Below are 18,545 nucleotides of genomic sequence, written 5' to 3' on the forward strand. Positions count from 1 at the left end.
GGACTCGGCCGGACCGCCGCAACAGTGGGTGAATGCACCGGATTGAGACACCGGTTGGCAGCGGACCCCGAGGCGCGCCAGCTTTTCCTCGGGAACATCCGACAGCCCAAGATACCGACCATAGAAGCAGGGATCGTGGAGGGTCACCGTGCGCGTGCCGTCGGCCTGGGGAAGGTCGATTTTTTCGAAGTAGGGAGTGACCTCAAAACTTGCGCCGGTATACTTGGGGTAAAGCTCCTTGAGGGCATAGGTGGTATGCGGATCCACCGTGATCAGTCGTTTGATGCCGGCGGACTGCAGCTTTTTTGCCACCCAGCGGGCATGGCGCACGAAGCTTTTCTGGTCCCCGAGATCGTAGAGCAGTACGCCGCTGTACTGGTCCAGGCGGGGATCATAGAAGAAATCGACCTTCGAGGCCGTCAGAATCTTTACGATGTCAAGCAGGATCCGGTTGTATTTGCGTTTCTCCCGGTTGGGTGTCATCAGGGCCAGGCCCAGCCCAGAGACGAAGCCGGGAACATGGCGGGCATAGCGCAGATAGTCGGCCCACTCGGTGTCTTCATACTTTGCCAGGACCTGCGTGGAGGCTTCGATGTAGGGGATGAACTGGTACATCATGCCGGTGAATAAAAGCGTCTCCCCCGTGTATGGCAGTTTGCTGTCCCGCCACCAGCGGTTGACCAGGGCATTGGGAATGCCGAAGGGGTTGCGGGTTTGCCTGAGGTTCGCGGCGATGGTTTCGATAATGTCTCGGGGATTATACATCAGGACGCCCTCCAGTGATCGACCACCATACGTTTCAGGGAGAGGATGATCTCTCCGGGGTTGGCCTCCCGCGGGCAGGTCTGGGTGCACAGACCGCAGTGAAGGCATTTCCAAAGTTCGTCGGCATGCTCCAGGATCCGTTCCCGCGCGCCGATCTGGATGTAGCGGATCATTTTGCGGGGGAAATGTTCGTGGAGCAGCGGGCAGATGGCGGCACAAGTGCCGCAGTTGAAACAGGCCAGAGCCGTATCTTCGCCATATTTCATCATCTCCTGGGAAAAATCCGGGATGAGCGTTAGCATGGGTGATCTCCCGTTGGTCTTATGCATGGGTCGAGGCCATGGTGTAGCGGTAGTAGCCGCCATCCTTGCCGTCTTCGACGATCTGGCCATATTTTTTCATGGTGGCCAGGAACCAGAGGACCCGGTCGGTGGGCATGCCGGTATGCTCGGCGATTTCAGGTACCGTGGCCGCGCCCATGGCAAGCCTTTCTTTAATGGCCGTAAGGGTTTTGCGCTGGGTTTTCACGGCCGCCGTGGCCCGCAGGATCGATTCCCGGCGCTGATGACGCAGCGCTTTGAGGGCTGCTTTGGGGTCTGTATCGGAATGCATGACAATTCTCCCGGTTGGGGTGCATTGGGCGGGTAGCGTCGTTACGCCGCCTCGGTTTCGGCAACGATCATGTCGACCATCGCCTCGTACTGTTTCAGGGTCATGCCGTTGATATTGATGGCATTCTCCGGGCAGACGGCGACGCAGGCGCCGCATCCCAGACACAGGGCCGGCGTCACCTGGGCGCGTTGCACGGTTTGGCCTTCCACGTTGGTGTCGACCAGGGTGAGGGCCCCGTCGTTGAGGCAGGCGGCAACACAGTTGCCGGTGCCGTTGCAGCGCGACAGGTCAACCTCGGCCACGAAAGGATCCAATTCCACATGGCCGCGGGCCAGAAGGGCTGCTGCCTTGGCCGCTGCGGCCCCGGCCGCGCTGACCGATTCACCGATGTCGAAAGGGGCCTGGCAGGTGCCGGCCAAAAGAACGCCGCCCACGGGCAGTTCCACCGGCCGCAGCTTGGATGGACCTCCAACAGGAAGCGGTCGGCGCCGACCGGCAGTTTCATCATGTCGACCAGATCGGTTACACGGGTGGCTCCATGCCGGTGGCCAGAACGACCAGGTCCGCCGGCACGCCGATGGTCTCACCGAAGGTCAGGCCGTCGGTGACGCTAACCGTCAGCGGGTAGTCGCCGGTCGCGTCGTTCCGGTTGACCGCGGGGGCGTCGTCGGCCTCGAAGCGGGCGAATACCACGCCGCTTCTCGCCGCCGCCTCATAGACCGCTTCCTGTCCGCGACCATAGGTGCGGATATCCCGGTACATGTCGAACACTTGGGTGCCGGGACAGGTTTCACGGATGCGATTGGCCGTGGCCAGGGTGGCCGTGCAGCAGGTGCGCGAGCAGTATTCGTTCAGGTGGCCGGATTCGTCCTCCGGATGAATTCCCGGAATCTGGCGGCTGCCCACGCAGTGAATCATGACCATGCTGCGAATCCGGCGACCGTCGATTTCAAGGCAGTTGCGACCGGCCGGCTGATCCGCCATCTTTTCGATCAGTTGGGGCAAGGTGATCACATGCGGTGACTCCCCGAAGCCGTATTCGCCGTGCCTGGGCGTATACGGCGTGAACCCGGTGGCCAGGACGATCATGCCGGTCTCTAGGCTGATCGTTGACGGCTTGGCCGGTGGCGAGGCGGGCAGCATGCCGATAAAGGGGATCGTGCGGGTGGTATCGATCTTCTCGTCATCGATCCGTTTCAGGCGCTCGATGGTTTCGGCGTCCGTCGGCGGCGTCTGCCGTACGGAGAGGCGAAAATTGCCGATGTAGCCGCCGAATCCGTCGACCTGGGCGCAGGTGAGCACCGTGATGGATGGATGGGCAAGTACCTGACCTACCAACGCGTCGAGCAGGTCGGTGGCCTTTTCTTGGGTCGGCGCGATGCGATCCAGGCGGGATACCTGGCCGCCGAGAAAGGGCGAGCGTTCGATGAGGCTCACCGGAAACCCCCGCTGGGCGATATCGATGGCGGTGCGCAGCCCGGCCACGCCGCCGCCGATAACCGTGGCGTGCTGGGTGGCGTTCACCTGGATTGGCTGCAGCGGTTTGAGTTGTTGTGCTTTGGCGGCGGCCGCGGCCACCAGACGGGTGGCCTTTTCCGTGGCCAAATCGCCATGGTGCACCCAACTCACCTGCTCGCGGATGTTGGCGTGTTCGTAGATAAAGGGGTTCTCGCCGGCGCGTTCGATGGCGCTGCGGAAGGTGGCCTCGTGAAGGCTAGGCGCGCACGAAGCCACCACCACCCGGTCCACCGTTCCGCTTTTCAGGTCCTCCATGATCAGTTCCTGGCCCGGATCCGAGCACATGAACATATTGGTGCGGGCCACGGCCACGCCGGGAAGTGAGGCCACCCGTTCACGCACCGCCTCCACATCCACGTGGTCGGAAATATTGCCGCCACAGTAGCAAAGGTAGATGCCGACTTTCTTATTTGCATCAGGGGTTGATGATCGTTTTTCGTCCGTCATCTGGATGTCTCCCAATGAACGCTTGCGCTGCCGCCGTCGATCGCCGTCAGGCGGCGGCCGTTTTGCGGGATCGCGCGGTAAGGTAATTGGCCGCTTCGGTGGCGGCGCTGCCCGCTTCGGTGATGGTGTCCACGATATCCTTGGGACCGGCACCGGCACCGGCCGTGAAAACGCCTTCCACATCGGTCAGGGTGGGGGCGATTTTGGGCCGGATGGTATTAATGAAGTGATCGGACCCTATGGACACCGGACAGATGCCGGCGGGATTCCACGACGGAAGCATGCCCATGGAAAGCACGGTCAGGTCGTGCTCGGCCGTCGTGATGCCCCCGCCGAGCTGATCCTCGTAATGCAGGACCACATTGCCGTTGTCGCCGGCTTCGATATAGGCAACTTTGGCCTTGACGAAATTGATCCCCATGGCCTTGGCGTTCTGGTAGAACTGCTCATAGCCTTTGCCGAAGGCCCGGATATCCATATAATAGATGGTGATGTCCGCCAGGGGCAGGGCGCCGGAGAGCAGCATGGCCTGTTTGATGGCGTACATGCAGCACACCCGCGAGCAGTAGGAAACGCCCATGCTCTTGTCGCGGGAACCGGCACATTGAATGTAAGCGATGTTGTCCGGTTCCATTCCGTCGGAAGGCCTGAGCACGCGGTTGTAGGGGCCGTGGGGGGCGAGCAGACGTTCCATCTGCAGGGCGTCGATGGCGTTGGGGATGGTTCCGCGCCCGTACTGGGGCTTGTCCGTCATGGGGCTCAAGTCAAAGCCGGTGGTGAGGATGGCGGTGCCCGCCTCGATGACAAAGGGCTGCGGCTGCTGGAAGTAGTCGATGGCCCCGGTGGGGCAGACGGAGGCGCATTTCCCGCAGAGCATGCAGTGATCGGTGTCGAGGATGGCGAGCTGGGGGATGGCGTTGGAAAAGGGAATCGCAATGGCCTTGGTGGCGCAAAAGCCGCCCTGCTCCGCATCGGCAACCAGTACCGGGCAATTATATTCGCATTGGCGGCAGCCGATGCACTTGTCCGCATCCACGTATCGGGGACGCTGAACGACCTTGGCGCTAAATTCGTCGCCGTTTCGATCCAGGGACTTGAGATCGCAGTAGGTGAACAGGGTGATGTTTGCATGATGCGCCGCCGCCGCCATTTTGGGGGTCGTGATGCAACTGGCGCAATCCAGGGTGGGAAACACCTTGGACAGGCGAATCATCTTGCCGCCGATGGATGCGTCTTTTTCGACAATCGCCACGCGAAATCCCTGGTCGGCCAGATCCAGGGCCGATTGCAGGCCGGCGATGCCGCCGCCGACAACCAGTGCGTCGAAACGCTTTACCGTGCCGGATTCCATCATTTTACTTTCCTTTCTAGGCTGCCGATTTGAAAGTCGGTGGCCCCAGTTCCTGCACCAGGGCGTTCATATCGTTGACTTCCTTTAAAAACGCCCGGTTGCAGACCGTACAGATGGCGGTCAACCGCAGGCGGCGGATGTCGATATCGGCTGTCTTCATCATCTGGTAGACTCGGTCGAGGCGTTTGGCCAGGGCGTGGTAGGCCCCTTCGTAGGGACACTCCTCGCCGCAGGACATCACCAGGATACCGCTGATGCCCTTTTTGAAGCAGTCCAGGTAAAACTGCTCGGGGAACAGCACCGGGGCGCGGACCCGGAGAATATAGGTGTTGGCCGGATAGCTGGCGTGGGCCTGGCCCACCGAGTTGGCGCCCGGGTAGGCGCAGCTCTCGGTGGCCAGGATCAGGATTTTGCCGGTGCGATTGGCATTGGCAGTCATTGTCGCCCCACTATTTCTTGCGGCAGATGAAGTGTTTGTCATAGCCGTCGGCTTCGACGACGCCCAGGTAATCGTGGCCGACTTTCTTGGCCCAGGCCGGAATATCCGTGCGGGTGCCGCTGTCGTTGGAGTAAATCTCGAGGACTTCACCGACTCTGACCTTGCCGATGCCTTTTTTGGCTTCCAGCAAGGGGCCAGGACAGGCACTTCCCCGGGCGTCAACAGTACTTGCGGCGGTAAGGGCGGAGAGATCTTGTGACATGGTGTGACTCCTTCTTGTTTATGGGTTTGGGGTGATTATCGTTTTTTCAACCTGAGTTGAATCGCAGGCGTATCGCTCGTTATGATTTTTTTGCCGATCAGTTCGTAGGCAGACGCGGGAAGAATTCGCATGAGATCGTTGAAAATCTCGGTTTCCGTTTGATTGATGCCACAAAGCAGTTCCATCTCTTCTCCGGGTTGCATGGCATTGAACGCGTTGGTGATCTGCAGCAGCGAAAACGGAATCAATGTTCGGCGAAGATCGAAGGTTGCCATGCTGGTGCCTATTGTTGTCATGGTGTTGATCAGCCAGTTACCAGGCTTAAAAGCAATGGTGATGCCAGGGCGTCAAAGGAAAATATGAATGTTAAAATTTATTAATAATAACAAATATTAAATGTTTATCTGAGAAAAAAACCGGCGAGAAAAAGAGATGTCCTGAGGATTAAGTGTTGCCTGTGAAGGTGTTCACATGTTAACTTTATTTACGCAAAAAACGTCAACATAGTTAACAATGGTAGGGCCGATGAACGATTTGGATTTGAATGCATATTGGAAATCCATTGTCGACACGATTCAGGATGGCGTCATGGTGGTGAGCCCCCAGGGAATTATCATCTCGGTCAATCGCGCCTTTGAAGAGATCACCGGGTATCCCCATGGTGAGATTGTCGGCCGTGCCTGTACGACGCTCAACTGCACCTCTTGCGAAATCGCCCGGGAGAAACCGGGGTGCCATTGGTGCGTGATGTTCGAGAAAGGCCAGCTCAAAAAGCAGCGCTGCACGATCGCCCGCAAGGATGGGCGGTCGGTCCAAATCCTCAAGAACGCATCGGTATTGAAGGACCCTGGCGGGACCGTTTGTGGTGCCGTGGAGACCATTACCGACATCACCGACCTGGTCGAAAAGGAGACCCAGATCGCAAGTTTCCGGCGGGAACTGGCCGCCGAAGACCGCTTTCATGGCATGATCGGTGTCAGCCAGCCGATGCAGCGGGTGTTTGAATTGATTGGCAATGCGGCGGTTTCCGACGCGCCGGTAATTATCTACGGGGAGAGCGGGTCGGGCAAGGAGATGGTCGCCCAGGCGATCCACGAGGCCGGCAGCCGGCGCAAGGGGCCCTATGTGAAGGTCAACTGTGCCGCGCTGAACGAATCCCTTTTGGAAAGCGAGCTTTTCGGTCATGTGAAGGGCGCCTATACCGGGGCCCACAAAAGCCGGGAAGGCCGATTCGAGGCGGCGGATAGGGGTGACATCTTTCTGGACGAAATCGGTGACCTGCCCCTTTCCACCCAGGTCAAGCTGCTGCGGGTGTTGGAAGAGAAGGTGATCGAGCGCGTGGGAGACCACCAGCCCATTTCCGTTGATGTGCGCTTTATTTCAGCCACCAACCGCGATCTGCCGGCATTGATCGCCGCCGGTGCGTTCCGGGACGATTTTTATTATCGCATTAACGTGATACCCATCCGGATTCCCCCTTGCGGGAACGGGCCGAGGATATCCCGTTGCTGGCGCGTTCGTTTTTCAACCGCATCCTGCTCAAAAGCGAAAAGAAGCTTGATGGCATATCCAAGGCGGCCATGGACCGCATCATGGCCTACCCCTGGCCGGGCAATGCGCGCGAACTGAAAAGCGCCTTCGAGTTTGCCTTTGTCAGCTGTCCCGGCGGCATGATCGGGCCCGAGCATCTGCCGCCCCAAATCACGGCGCAACCTTCCGTATGCATCGAATCGCCGCCGGGCAACACCGGGCAGAGCTTGGACGAGATCAAGCGCCAGCGCTTGGTTGACGCCCTGGCGCGTGCCGGTGGCAATCGTACCGAGGCCGCCCGACTGCTGGGGCTTTCACGAACCAGTGTATGGAAGCAGATCAAGCGGTACAACCTGTGAACGGAGAAATGATGATGGAAATGGATATTACCTTTGCCGGTGGCAAGAAGGTCAATGCCCAGTACAAGGGCTTCACCCACCATACCGATCAGTCGGCAAGCGAAGGTGGCGGCGGATCGGCGCCCGAACCCTTCGACCTGTTCCTGGCGTCCATGGGCACTTGTGCCGGCGCGTATGTGGTCTACTTTTGCGAAAGCCGCAACATCTCCACCGATGGCATCCGCATGACGATGCGCATGCTCCAGAACGAGAAAACCCACTTGATGGAAACCATCGACATCGATCTTTTTTTGCCGCCCGAATTCCCGGAGAAGTACCGCAAGGCCGTGGTCCGTGCCGCCGGCATGTGTACGGTCAAGCGGACGCTGGTCAACCCGCCGGTGGTTAAAATTCATGCGCGATGATGGTTGTGCATTGGCTGGCCAGTGGCCGGATTCCGCTTTGGCGCCGGCTATATCGGGTTGCATGCCGGAGACGGGTCAGGTATAGAGATCGTGTAAGATCGGCACATCGAAAGGCTTTGTTCACGCATTTGCGTTTAATCGAAAGCGGACGGCGGCAGATGACAGCCGCAGCCATCTCAGCGGATAACCATGAAAACAATGCACACAAGTAAAACGGCCTACCGCGTGGGGTGGCTCATTGACGGGAGTGGACAGCCAGCCCTTGCAAATCGGATCATCATAGTGGACGGCGAACGATTCGAAGCCGTTCTCGAACCCGATGAAGCGCTGCCGTCGGAGGTGGGCATTGTCGATCTTTCCGACTGCACGGTCTTTCCGGCGCTGATCGACAGTCATGCGCACCTGCTCATGTCCGGTTCCACCGACCCGGTCGTGCGCAAATATCAACTGGAGAATACGCAGTGTTATGACGACCGCGCCACCATCATTGCCGAGCATCTCGCCCAGCACCTGTCCTGCGGCGTGCTGGGCGTTCGTGACGGCGGCGATCAGCAGGGTGATGTTCTGCGGTACAAAACGGATTCCACCCAACCGACTTCCCCCGTGACGATTGCCGCCCCCGGTCGGGCCCGTCACGCGCCGGGCCGTTATGGCAACCTCATCGGCATTCCCGTGGAGGCCGGCATGAGCCTTGCCCAAAGCCTTTTCAGCGGCAATACCCGGCGAGATCATGTCAAGATTGTCAACTCCGGCCTTAACAGCCTTACCCAGTTCGGCATCGAAACCCCACCGCAGTTCGATGCCGACGATCTGCGTGGTGCCGTGGCCGCAGCGCGCGAGCATGGACTCCCCACCATGGTGCATGCCAACGGCCACCTGCCGGTGAAGCTGGCCGTTGAGGCGGGGTGCAGCAGCATCGAGCACGGATTCTTCATGGGGCGGGAGAACATGCGCCGCATGGCCGATGAGGGGGTCGTTTGGGTGCCCACGACCGTGACCATGCAGGCTTACCAGGATTACCTGGCGAGCCAGGGGCATCGCAGTGACCCTTCCTTTGCCGAAGTCTCGCGGAAGAATCTCGAACATCAGCTGGAGCAGATCAACACCGCACGACAGTTGGGGGTGACCCTGGCCGTGGGCACGGATGCGGGTAGCCCTGGCGTCCATCATGGCACGGCCATGCAAACCGAAATTCAGCTTTTTATCAAGGCGGGCTTTCGTGTGGAGGCGGCGATCCGCTGTGCCAGCCGCAATGGCGCCCGTTTGATGGGCTTGCTGGATCGGGGAAAAATCAGCGCCGGTCTGCGTGCCGACTTTTTGGCCGTTCGCACGCCGCCCCAAACGCTTCCGCAAGCACTCCATGCGATTGTCTATCGGGTGGTCAACGGCCGACCGACTTGATTTAAAAGATGCCTGCACTGACGTCCCATTTGATGATCCGAACCGTGCAATTCAAGCAGGTTTACTCATCAATTGACCGTCTGCGATTGCCGATCCGTTCTTTTTGCCGACAGACTTTGTTGAAAAGTCGCCTGAGGGGGGTGGTCACCCTATTCATGGTCGACTCCCTGCTGCGGAAAATTTCTTCCAGGGAGAGATGCGGATCCCGGGCCGGGCTTCTCAGGTAACGCCTGAGGGCCGTCAAGCGATTCTTGATCTCCTTTTCCGCGCGGAATCTGAGAATTTCCTTTTTCCTCAGAATGGTTTCCTTGACCGCCTCGTCGGCACCGTCGCCTTGGTGTTTATCCAGCTTGTAGCGGATGCGGATGGTGATCAGCTCCTGAAGCAGCTGTTCATATTCCGGATCGAGGCAGATCACTTCGGGAACGAGATCCCCGAAATGGGTCACCCCCAAAATATCCTTGTCCTGGTTCCAGTAGTTCACCAAGAATTCCGGCTCCAGATCCATGTAATTCTTCAGCGGCATGTACATGCGCCGCAGATACATGAGCACCTTCTCGGTCTTTTTGCGTTGACCGCCGATAATCACCGAGCCGCCCACCTCGCCGCGCTTGACGCCCTTGGTCCATGGGGCACCGGTGATGCCGAAGTCATTGTATACCGGGATGTGCATCAGCGCCGACAGGGTATTGAGGGCCAGCGCGTAGCCGGCCGAAGGGCCGCCGACATTGTACGATGCCGAGAGCAACTGGTGATGGATGGTATAATTCTCCAAAAATTCGCCCAACAATCGTGCCGTGCTGACCTTGGGATCCATGTCCTGCAGATAGTTCTTGACCATGGTCAGGGCTTCGTGGGCGCTCTGCTGGGTCATTTGCACCGCCATCTCCATCTGTGCGCCGGCGGATGAAGAGGAGGAAACCGCACCGGTAACCATGACCTTTTCCGCGGAAAGGCTGTAGGTCAAGCTGGTGGCGATGGGCAGCAGCACACCGGTGACATCGTTGGCCCCCACACCGATGATAAATCCCACCTGCGGCTCCTGGCTCAGTTCGGCCTCCAGGAACTCGTCCAGCACGACCTTGCCTTTTTTGGTGGGGCTTTCGGAAATTTCATGACGCGCCGACCTGAGATGGCTGGGCACCATCGGATAGTCGCCGGGTTGCTGGATCGGCGCCAACAGGTCCAGCATGGCGGCGTAGTGGTCGATGAAGCGATCCGGCGCATTGCGCACGGTGGTTTTCAACTGGTTGTGGGTATCGATGGCCTCCAAAATGCCTATCAGTGTCTTGAAGTTGAACTTGAAAAAATTTTGGCGGGTTTTGGCCGGTTCGTGATGGATCTGGCGCAGGCGCTGGATCACCTCGAACTCGGTGTTTCGCAAGGCGCGAGCCTTTTCCACAAAGGCGGTATAATCGGCCGGTGTGTTGCAAACGCCCTTGGCCGCCTCGACGATGCTGGCCGTATTCAGGTCAGCGGAAAGCGGCATGCCGTCCAGCGCGTTATCGATGATCCGGATGATATCGTCCTTGTTCAAGAGCCCCTTGATTTCCATCACCTTGAGGCGCTTGGAACGGATCAGGGCCGGATCCAGAATGTCCAGGCGGTTGGTGGTCAGAACGGTGAAGACCTTGTGCAGGGGGGTCTCTCCGTCGATGAGGTTGAGGAACTTGTTGGTCAGCTTGTCCGACGGGTTGCCGCCCGTGTCGCTACGCCTGGGCGCCAGGGCATCGCCTTCATCAAAAAAACCACCGTTGGTGCGATCATCTTGGCGATGTCATAAACCCGTTCAAGGTTGTCCACGGCACCGTCCACGGGATTGGACGGATCCTGGAGCGCGCTGGCGCTGGTGGCGATGTCATGCACATCGGTATTTTCACTCAGCCAGGTGCGCACCAGGAAGGTCTTGCCGCTGCCCGGCGGCCCGTTGAGCACAACGCCTTTCTCCTCACTGACATTGTAATACAGGCAGTTGTTGGACATTTCCGAAAACACGTCCTTGACGCCGCCCACATAGCTTCCCATTTAACGTCACGGTCCATGCGGCCGACAATTTTTTTATACAGATCGCCATAGGAGTTCTGGGCCACCAGTTCAAAGGCCTTTCTGACCAGCATGGCATCGTCCAGATAGGCGGCGGCAAAACCGCCCCTGATCTGGATGATCGAGTGAATCAGCTTGCGCACATAGGAAGGGATTACCTTGAGGGTCCGCTCCTTGAAAATCGCGTAGAGCTTGTCCACGGTTTTCGAGATATCCTCGGGGAAAAGACATCCCCCGCGTTCGCAGACATCGCCGTTTTGCTGGGACAATACCAGGATATCATTGCGCAACAGCTCCAGGCGCACCACCTCGCGCAGGTTATCCGGGTTGGTCCAGTAGTCGGAGATGTTGATGATGCTGCCCTTTTCGACAAAGCGACGGTAAATGGCGCCATCGAAGCGCTCGGGTTGATCCGTCGTAGCGATCAACAGGCAATCCCGTTTGCCGCTGATAATCTCATCCAGCACGATATTGGAGGTATCCACCAGCGTGCGCTGCTGGCGGGTGACCCCGGAATCCCGACCGGTGGCCTTGCCGAAGGCACTGTGGGCCTCCTCGATATGGCGAATGGATGTGCGCCGCGGATCCCCCAAGGCCTTTTTGAAATAGTTGCCCGGTTCGCCGGCCAGGGCCGTCTGGAAGTCATTGGGGGTGACCATGGCGTAATCCACCCAGATCCCCTGTTCCTCGAGTTGGGAAAGGCCCCGGCCGATTTTGCCTTTGAGAATCCAGCGCAGGATCGGAATCCGTGACAAGCGCTTGTAATTTCGGATTCGCTGACGTCGGGAAATTTCGACGGCCAGGGTGGGATCGATCTCCTCGATGGTCTTCCAGAAGGGTTCGCTGGCCAGGGCTTCCTCTTTTTTGCGGCGCAGGTCAATCTCCGGGCGGACGTCGTTGCCGAAGATGATCCGCTCGATGGCCTGGTTTACCGTTGAGGTCTTCCCGCTGCCCGAAGGGCCCACAAACAGCAACAGCGCGGCTTTGGGAACGCTCGGATCCGAGATGTACTCCTTGCGCAAGTGGGCGCGATAGACTTTTTCGAAAAGCGCGTAAAGCTCCACCGGAATGTGAACATCCACCAGTTCTTTGTCGAGCAGGGAGAGCAGGTAGCGATAATCCTTGGACGAGACCTCTTTCTCGAGGATCCGGTTCCAAGCCTCCTGGGGATTGGTATGACCCGAAATTTCGAATCGTTTCTGCCAGTCGGTGAGGATGTCCGGATCCTTGAGCACGTCAAAATGTTTTTCCGGCGCATCCATGAAAATCGAGAGAACCGCTTCCAACAGGCTGTTGAGGAGTCCCATGGGCGGCCGGTACTGATTCAGCCGGGCCCGCATGAAGGATTTGGTCTCCTGGGGCCAGGCGGAAACCAGTTCGTTGATTTCACGAATCCGGTTTTCTGGCAGCTGGACGTAGGTGATCTCTCTAGTTAGCCGTCTGGCCATGGGTTCCTCCCTTGGGCCGGTTTTTAGCGGCATCGAATGCGGGAAGGGCGATTGCCGGGGTGTTGCCCTGGGTGTTCTGGATAACGACGGTGTTTTGTCCCTGTTGCTGCTTTTCGTAGGCCGTGGCCCATTTCTGCTGGGTGAGGAATTCCAGCAGCGCCGCATTGGTCGCGTCGTCCTTACCGCCCACGGCATGCTGCAGGTTTTTGATGCCGTCCAGGTATGCCGCATACAACTTGCGGATACGGCTGGCTTCCTGATCGGCCGCGTAATTTTCGGCTTCGGCGATCAATTCACGCCTTTTTTTCTCCTCCGAGGCTTCCACCAGCTTGTCGCCAAAGCGGCTCTCCTTGAGCACGAAGCTGACCACTTCAATGCCGTATTTCTTTTCCAGGGTCGGTCCGCCGACATTGATGGGACGGGATTTCAGCGCCTTGAAGATCGCTTCCTTGATGGTCTCCCGGTCACTGATCAAACGGTCCACGTCCTGGGCCTGGAGAATGTCCTTGACGATGCCGTCGTAGTCTCCCTGGAGCAGTTCCAGGGGGTTCAGATTCTCGATGGCCCAGCGGTGCAGGTCGCGAATCCGGTAGGTCAACACGCCCGATGTCCACAAGGCCACATTGCCTTTGGAGATGATGCGCATGGGCGCCGGGCTGCCACCCAATGGCATGGTCTGGTTCATTAGGGGGACTTCCTGTTCGATCCGGGTGAAGTAGGGCAGTCGCGCATGCCAGCCGACCTCGGTCACCGCCTGGCGTACGCCGCCGAATCGTTCGAGCACCACGGCATAATTCATTTTGACTTTGAAAATCGTTTTGGTGGCATAAATCGCGGCAGCCAGTCCGTAAATCAATCCGACGACCGTGATCAGGGCAAGCAGGCGGCGCAAGATGGTTTTTACAAAGGAACGCCGCAACATCGGGTTGGGGGGGAATTGGGCATGTCAGCTCCTTTGGTTTTTACAGATTTCCGGCCAACGCCAGTTGGTTGCGATTAATCGCGATGTGGAAATCCGGCTGAACGAGATCGTGGTGGTGAACCTCAAAGGGCAGGTACACCAGAAGGTAGCGGAGCGCCTTGACCTGAATCGCGGGAAGATCCGCTTCCACCCGCTTCTGGGGCCGAATGAAACCGGCTATGTTCAGCTTGAGGGATTCCACCGATTCGGTGACCGGCAAATTGACCGGATGCATGGGACCTTTGGGGACTTCGGGAACCAGGTGCTCCCGAGGTTGGGAAAGCGTGGTTTGGTGTGTCAAACGCAGAAAACTCTGCGGACGGACCTTGAACGCCGGCCCCCAAAAATAAAAGGGGATCTTTTCCCAGCCGGGCTGAGGAATTTTGGGCAGGTTGGCGGTTTTGATCAAGTCGGCATAGCTGTCAAGAAGGATGCCGGATGCCCGGGCCCGGATTCGCCAGAAGGGTAGATACAGGACTTCGTTCGCCGTTGTCGTGGACATATGGGCGACATTGACCCGGCTTAAGCCTTGTTGGGTGGCTTGCCACATGGAGGCACAATTGGTGCAATGTAACACCAACGCATCCCGGCTGCGTCGAGATCCCAGCCGCATGCGGGACACAAGGTGGGGATGAATTGGATTTGCCACCGGGCCGGCCTCCGGGGTATTGGCCGGGATCGAAAGGCGCTTCCATTTCTGCCGATACCGGCTGGTTCAGGACAGCGTCCATGATCTTCCGGTCGGCATAAAAAGGGGCGTAGATCAGACTCAGGGACTCGCCGATATGGGCCTGGTGTAAAATTCTTGGACCCGAACGATTGTTGAAACGCGACAGAAAGGTGTCTTTAACCGCCCGAAAGGAAGGTTGGGTTTGATGAACCACCCGTCGGTATCAGGGTTGACGAATTTCAGTGCCATGGCCTGGCTGCGCAGGCCGACGGAAACCGGAAAGAGCGGTGCGGCGACCGCCTGCTGGCTGGCATCCAGAAACCGGTTCTGAATGCCAGCGGGCAGGCAGGAGAACAACATTCCCTTGAAACGCCAGTAAGGAAAGTAGATCAGCGCTTTGCCGGCCGGTGCATGGTGAGGTAAACGATAACGGAAATAGGGGTGCGCCACCAAGTAGGATTTAACTTTGCAGAAAGCGCACGTCACCAGCCGGTCTGTCTCTTGGAGTTCGGCCGGAGCACCACATTGGGGACATTGATGGGCGATGAAAAATTAATATTTCTCTCCGCACTGGGTACAGAAACGGGCGCCGGTCAGATTTTCGGCACCGCATTTGGCGCAATGCACCGGTTTGGGCTTCTCTTCCACAGGGTGGCCGCATCGCGAGCAGAATCGGGCGTTGGGTGTCAGGTTTTTCCCACACTTGCTACACTGGGTGAAAACCAGTTGCTGATGCCCGCACATGGGGCAGAACTTGGCGGCCAAAGGGATGCTGGCCTGACATTCGGGACACATCGTTTCCTGCGAAACGGGGGACGGTGGCCCGCCTGACGGGGATGGACGACCCGTAGCGTTAAAATACTGGGCAAACATCGCCGGCATCATCAATCCCAGACTCGTTCCCATGCCCGATGAGCCATTCCCTTCACCTTCGGCGGCCTTCTCCATGGCCATGGCCGCTTTCATCTGCATGAGTTTGTTCATGTCGTCGATGACACCCATGCGACTCCGGTCGTCGATGGCTTTCTGCACATCCGGCGGCGGGGTGATGGCATTGGTGTAAAGGTGGGTCAAACCCAGGCCGAAATGCTTGAAATCCTCCTGCAACCGTTGGGTCAAACCCGCTGAAAGTTCGTCGTATTTTGCCGGTAGGTTCAAAATTGAATCAATGGTTTCCCCCATGAAATCGTTGAACCGTGAAACGATGACCCGATTGAGGTATTCTTCGATCTCCTCGGTGGTGAACATGCCCTGGGTTCCCACCATGGTATTGATGAAAAGCACCGGTTGAACCACCTGCAGGTTAAAAACGCCGAAAGCCCTGAGGCGCACCAATCCCAATTCGGTATCCTTAAACGCGACTGGATCACGGGTGCCCCATTTGAGATTGGTGAACACCTTCATATTGACAAAGTAAACCTCTGCCCGCAATGGACTCTTCATCCCCCAGGGCAGACTGGCGATCTTGGTGAGAATGGGGATGTTGCCGGTTTTCAGGGTGTGACGGCCTGGGCCAAACGCTTCGATGGCCCGGCCTTTATAGAAGAAAATGCCCGCTTGGCTTTCCCTTACGGTCAACTGGGCGCCCCACTTGATTTCGCCGGAACCTTTTTCCGGCAACCGATGGACAAATTCACGGCCGCTTTCGTCAAACCATTCGAGGTTTTCAAGAAAGACGCGATTGTCGGCTTGCATGGTTTGCTCCTTTATGTCTGTTTCATGTAGCGATGGGATGTGACGCATTCCTCGATTTCAGTTGCCATATCGGTCCAAGTATCGTCAGGATATGAAAAAACCTAAGCCCTTCTGGTGGGGAATACGTCAATCCCGAGGGAAACGACTGAAAGCGCAAACGATCATGGGGCAATGGAGGTCTTGTGGGCCTGTAAATGGCCAACAGGGGCTTTTGTACGCATGGTAAACGGTAGGTCACGGGTGATCCGTGGGGATGGACGTTAGCTGATCGATCTTCTGGTTGGCACGATTCAATTCATTTTTTGCTTGTTGAAGATCATCCATAACGGCGGAGAGTTGTTTGCGTAATCGTTCGGAAGACGCTTTTTCCGTTTTAAGGTTTTTCCGAATGGCTTCAAGGCTTGCGGTCACCTTTTCCATCTCACCTTGCAGGTTGCCGATGGCGTCTGTTTTCGATGAAGATTTTGCCTTTGTTGCCTGCAACGCCTGATCATACAACGAGAATGCCCGGTTGCCGGTAATCAGGGCACAAATCGCAAAAAAAATCGCCATTGCGATACAGACCATCGACAATACCGGGAGCTTTTGACGCCAGAAAGTGTAAGTTTGCAGCCCGTTTGTCACGTCCGAGGCCATGGTTTCCTTTCTATAAGAATCGCGCAGTGTTGTATATTTCGGTTTGTTGTCGTCAGTGGATTAGTCGTCAAAAATACCAACAATGACGGACAATGACCATTCCCGATATTTCTTGTCAATCTTTGCCGACACAGGCAATCCGATCGTGGCCAGCACCCGTTGCAGAAAAGATGCGTAGGATGGCGCGGTCTCTTTACTGTTGACCACTAAAACGATCCCTTGGGGAGGATCCGCAAAAGCGCTTTTTGCCACGCCATTGGTTTTCCAACCGTCAGCAGCCAGTGTTTCATCGATCTGCTTGGCCGTCAGCTCCGAGCCTTCGTCGCCGAGCACACAGAAAATGTCGATGTTGCCTTTGGGGCCTGGGTCGAGCAGATCAATGAGTTGTCCCTTCTGGCTTTCTGACAACCCACCCTCGATTTCAAGATCGATATCAAGGGTCACGCCATCGATGCCATCGTTCACCGACTCCAGCTCAAGAAAATCCGTTACACGGTCCAATTCGTCCGGTTCATGGTCCAAGGCAGCGACTTCGTTGTCCTGGGGCGGGATCATCTCACTTGTCTGGGGCTCCTGGGGGTCATGGGCTTTAATGGCGGCTTCGGCAATTTTCAGCCGCTTTTTCGCATCAAGGAGTGCTTGACGGAGTTCTTCTGCGGAGGATTTGGTGCTCTTTAGCTTGAGTTGGTTGATATCCTGATGCTGCTGTGTTTCAAGCAGCTCCTTACGAATGGATTCAGCAGCCTTCTCAAGGCTTCGAATCTGTTTGCTAGCGGCTTCCAATCTTTCGGTAAGCCGTCGATTCTCTTTATTGGCCTTATTCGTGCCAAGCACCCACAGAATTCCGGCCAGAATTGCGAAAGCGACACTCACCAGTAACATCGAACCATGCAGCGCGATCAGGGATTCCAAATGGGTCCACCATGACAACATTGTCGGCAACCTTTCGGGGATGGGGAAAGCATTCTATGCTTGCCAGCAACTATTGATATTACAAATGAAATAACTATAGTTCAAGGTATTTCTGGGGTACTGGAAGAAGAACCCATACCTTTTCAGGGATGGTTGGCAACCCTGCGGTTTTATGCTACGGGGTAAGCCGCTTTTTCCAAATCCGTCAAGCATATACTGGAGGTAACCCGTATGGGATGGATGGGTAAAATTGTCGGTGGGACCATCGGTTTTGCCATTGGAGGGCCGCTGGGCGCCATTTTCGGCGCAGCTTTTGGTCATGCTTTCGATACTGGCGCAGAAATCGACGAAAAAGCAGCCCACCAACGATTGTCAAGCACGGAGCAGCACCAGCTGACCTTTTTTGTGGCGGCTTTTTCCATGTTGGCCAAACTTTCTCAAACCGACGGGCATGTCACCCGTGAAGAGATCGACTCCATCGAAACGTTCATGGAGAGGGATCTGCATTTAACCCCCCAAAGCCGTAACGTGGCGGTCAATATCTTCCGCACCGCCCTTAATGCACCGGGGACATTCGATGATTTTGCCCGGCAGTTTTACGGCCAATTTCAGCTTAAGCCCCAGATGCTGGAGTTGATGATTGATATCCTCATTCGGGTCGCTGTTGCCGATGGCCAAATGACGGCTGGAGAAGAAAACTTAATCCTGTCGGCCGTAACCATCTTCAATTTCAGCCATTCCCGCTACGAACAGCTGAAATCCCAGTACGTCAAAACCGCTGACAAAGCCTACGCCGTGTTGGGGTGCAGCCCGAACGATTCTGATGAACAGGTAAAACGATGTTATCGCCAGCGCGTTCAGGAATACCATCCGGATAAGATCGCCGCCAAAGGATTGCCGGAAGAGTTCACCCGCTTTGCCCAGGACAAGTTCAGGGAGATCCAGGATGCATGGGAACAGATCAAGGACGCCCGTGGAATCAAATAATCTACCGGCACGGAAAAAAATGCCCATGGGAAAGATCAAAATTGCCCCGGTGCGCTGCATTTGAAAGCCGGGCACCGCTTTCGTCAATGATGAACCAAGGACCCG

Annotated in this window: 22 protein-coding genes and 1 pseudogene; 5 read left to right on the forward strand and 18 right to left on the reverse strand. The window is 57.1% G+C overall.

The annotated features are described in order from the left end of the window. The 9 genes from JCM12296_RS02570 to JCM12296_RS02610 form a co-directional block, all read right to left on the reverse strand. On the reverse strand, window positions 1-765 hold a 765-nt coding region (locus JCM12296_RS02570; RefSeq protein ID WP_054689446.1), incomplete at its 3' end, for a (Fe-S)-binding protein. Next, window positions 765-1,067 carry a 4Fe-4S dicluster domain-containing protein gene (locus tag JCM12296_RS02575; RefSeq protein ID WP_054689605.1) on the reverse strand — a complete coding sequence of 101 codons (303 nt, stop codon included), beginning with the start codon at window positions 1,065-1,067 and terminating at the stop codon, window positions 765-767. The genes JCM12296_RS02570 and JCM12296_RS02575, both read right to left, overlap by 1 nt. A gap of 19 nt (window positions 1,068-1,086) precedes the next feature. Further along, window positions 1,087-1,377, reverse strand: coding sequence for a hypothetical protein (locus JCM12296_RS02580; protein ID WP_054689449.1), 291 nt, complete (start codon window positions 1,375-1,377; stop codon window positions 1,087-1,089). A gap of 41 nt (window positions 1,378-1,418) precedes the next feature. After that, on the reverse strand, window positions 1,419-1,823 hold the full coding sequence (locus JCM12296_RS41255) for a 4Fe-4S dicluster domain-containing protein (RefSeq protein ID WP_218187944.1): 405 nt from the start codon (window positions 1,821-1,823) through the stop codon (window positions 1,419-1,421). A gap of 76 nt (window positions 1,824-1,899) precedes the next feature. Further along, on the reverse strand, window positions 1,900-3,342 hold the full coding sequence (locus JCM12296_RS02590; protein WP_054689453.1) for a CoB--CoM heterodisulfide reductase iron-sulfur subunit A family protein: 1,443 nt from the start codon (window positions 3,340-3,342) through the stop codon (window positions 1,900-1,902). 46 nt (window positions 3,343-3,388) lie between these two features. Continuing rightward, window positions 3,389-4,696: a CoB--CoM heterodisulfide reductase iron-sulfur subunit A family protein gene (locus JCM12296_RS02595; protein WP_246803932.1), complete on the reverse strand. Its 1,308-nt coding sequence runs from the start codon at window positions 4,694-4,696 to the stop codon at window positions 3,389-3,391. A gap of 13 nt (window positions 4,697-4,709) precedes the next feature. Continuing rightward, window positions 4,710-5,132, reverse strand: coding sequence for a hydrogenase iron-sulfur subunit (locus JCM12296_RS02600; protein WP_054689455.1), 423 nt, complete (start codon window positions 5,130-5,132; stop codon window positions 4,710-4,712). A gap of 10 nt (window positions 5,133-5,142) precedes the next feature. Further along, on the reverse strand, window positions 5,143-5,394 hold the full coding sequence (locus tag JCM12296_RS02605; RefSeq protein ID WP_054689457.1) for a sulfurtransferase TusA family protein: 252 nt from the start codon (window positions 5,392-5,394) through the stop codon (window positions 5,143-5,145). A 35-nt stretch (window positions 5,395-5,429) separates the two neighbouring features. After that, window positions 5,430-5,690 (reverse strand): hypothetical protein, encoded by a 261-nt coding sequence (locus JCM12296_RS02610; protein ID WP_157067320.1) that lies wholly within the window; start codon window positions 5,688-5,690, stop codon window positions 5,430-5,432. Between the two features lie 229 nt (window positions 5,691-5,919). Between JCM12296_RS02610 and JCM12296_RS02615 the strand changes: the two genes are divergently transcribed. From JCM12296_RS02615 to JCM12296_RS02625, 4 genes are all read left to right on the forward strand, one after another. After that, the gene (locus tag JCM12296_RS02615; RefSeq protein ID WP_306303939.1) at window positions 5,920-7,023 is read left to right on the forward strand and encodes a sigma-54 interaction domain-containing protein; all 1,104 of its coding nucleotides are present in this window, start codon (window positions 5,920-5,922) and stop codon (window positions 7,021-7,023) included. Further along, complete coding sequence (locus JCM12296_RS48815) at window positions 6,930-7,283, forward strand: AAA-type ATPase lid domain-containing protein (RefSeq protein WP_479690849.1); 354 nt, start codon at window positions 6,930-6,932, stop codon at window positions 7,281-7,283. Before JCM12296_RS02615 ends, JCM12296_RS48815 begins: the two co-directional genes overlap by 94 nt. Then, window positions 7,280-7,687 (forward strand): OsmC family protein, encoded by a 408-nt coding sequence (locus tag JCM12296_RS02620; protein ID WP_246803933.1) that lies wholly within the window; start codon window positions 7,280-7,282, stop codon window positions 7,685-7,687. Before JCM12296_RS48815 ends, JCM12296_RS02620 begins: the two co-directional genes overlap by 4 nt. Window positions 7,688-7,969: 282 nt before the next feature. Further along, the gene (locus tag JCM12296_RS02625) at window positions 7,970-9,088 is read left to right on the forward strand and encodes an amidohydrolase family protein (protein WP_172683738.1); all 1,119 of its coding nucleotides are present in this window, start codon (window positions 7,970-7,972) and stop codon (window positions 9,086-9,088) included. A 61-nt stretch (window positions 9,089-9,149) separates the two neighbouring features. On the opposite strand, the gene JCM12296_RS43280 is transcribed toward JCM12296_RS02625, so the two are convergent. The 9 genes and pseudogenes from JCM12296_RS43280 to JCM12296_RS02660 form a co-directional block, all read right to left on the reverse strand. Further along, entirely contained in the window at window positions 9,150-10,643 is a 1,494-nt protein-coding gene (locus JCM12296_RS43280) for a S16 family serine protease (protein WP_246803940.1), read from the reverse strand. 60 nt (window positions 10,644-10,703) lie between these two features. Beyond that, a pseudogene (locus JCM12296_RS43290) lies at window positions 10,704-11,071 on the reverse strand (ATP-binding protein); the annotation flags it as partial. Beyond that, a complete protein-coding gene (locus JCM12296_RS43295; protein ID WP_246803935.1) occupies window positions 10,969-12,579 on the reverse strand; it encodes a P-loop NTPase family protein in 1,611 nt (536 codons plus the stop codon). The pseudogene JCM12296_RS43290 and the gene JCM12296_RS43295, both read right to left, overlap by 103 nt. Beyond that, the gene (locus JCM12296_RS02635) at window positions 12,560-13,471 is read right to left on the reverse strand and encodes an SPFH domain-containing protein (RefSeq protein ID WP_246803936.1); all 912 of its coding nucleotides are present in this window, start codon (window positions 13,469-13,471) and stop codon (window positions 12,560-12,562) included. Before JCM12296_RS02635 ends, JCM12296_RS43295 begins: the two co-directional genes overlap by 20 nt. 70 nt (window positions 13,472-13,541) lie before the next feature. After that, window positions 13,542-14,189 (reverse strand): hypothetical protein, encoded by a 648-nt coding sequence (locus JCM12296_RS02640; RefSeq protein WP_157067321.1) that lies wholly within the window; start codon window positions 14,187-14,189, stop codon window positions 13,542-13,544. Window positions 14,190-14,309: 120 nt separating this feature from the next. Next, the gene (locus JCM12296_RS02645; protein ID WP_054689470.1) at window positions 14,310-14,696 is read right to left on the reverse strand and encodes a hypothetical protein; all 387 of its coding nucleotides are present in this window, start codon (window positions 14,694-14,696) and stop codon (window positions 14,310-14,312) included. Window positions 14,697-14,762: 66 nt separating this feature from the next. After that, window positions 14,763-15,905, reverse strand: a complete 1,143-nt coding sequence (locus tag JCM12296_RS02650; protein ID WP_054689472.1) for an SPFH domain-containing protein — start codon at window positions 15,903-15,905, stop codon at window positions 14,763-14,765. Between the two features lie 234 nt (window positions 15,906-16,139). After that, window positions 16,140-16,541 (reverse strand): hypothetical protein, encoded by a 402-nt coding sequence (locus tag JCM12296_RS02655; protein ID WP_054689474.1) that lies wholly within the window; start codon window positions 16,539-16,541, stop codon window positions 16,140-16,142. Between the two features lie 60 nt (window positions 16,542-16,601). Beyond that, a complete protein-coding gene (locus JCM12296_RS02660) occupies window positions 16,602-17,453 on the reverse strand; it encodes a hypothetical protein (RefSeq protein WP_157067322.1) in 852 nt (283 codons plus the stop codon). Window positions 17,454-17,684: 231 nt separating this feature from the next. Between JCM12296_RS02660 and JCM12296_RS02665 the strand changes: the two genes are divergently transcribed. Then, window positions 17,685-18,440: a TerB family tellurite resistance protein gene (locus tag JCM12296_RS02665; protein ID WP_054689479.1), complete on the forward strand. Its 756-nt coding sequence runs from the start codon at window positions 17,685-17,687 to the stop codon at window positions 18,438-18,440. Window positions 18,441-18,545 lie beyond the last annotated feature (105 nt).

Origin of the sequence: Desulfosarcina cetonica JCM 12296 (assembly GCF_001311845.1) — a bacterium.
GTDB lineage: Bacteria > Desulfobacterota > Desulfobacteria > Desulfobacterales > Desulfosarcinaceae > Desulfosarcina > Desulfosarcina cetonica.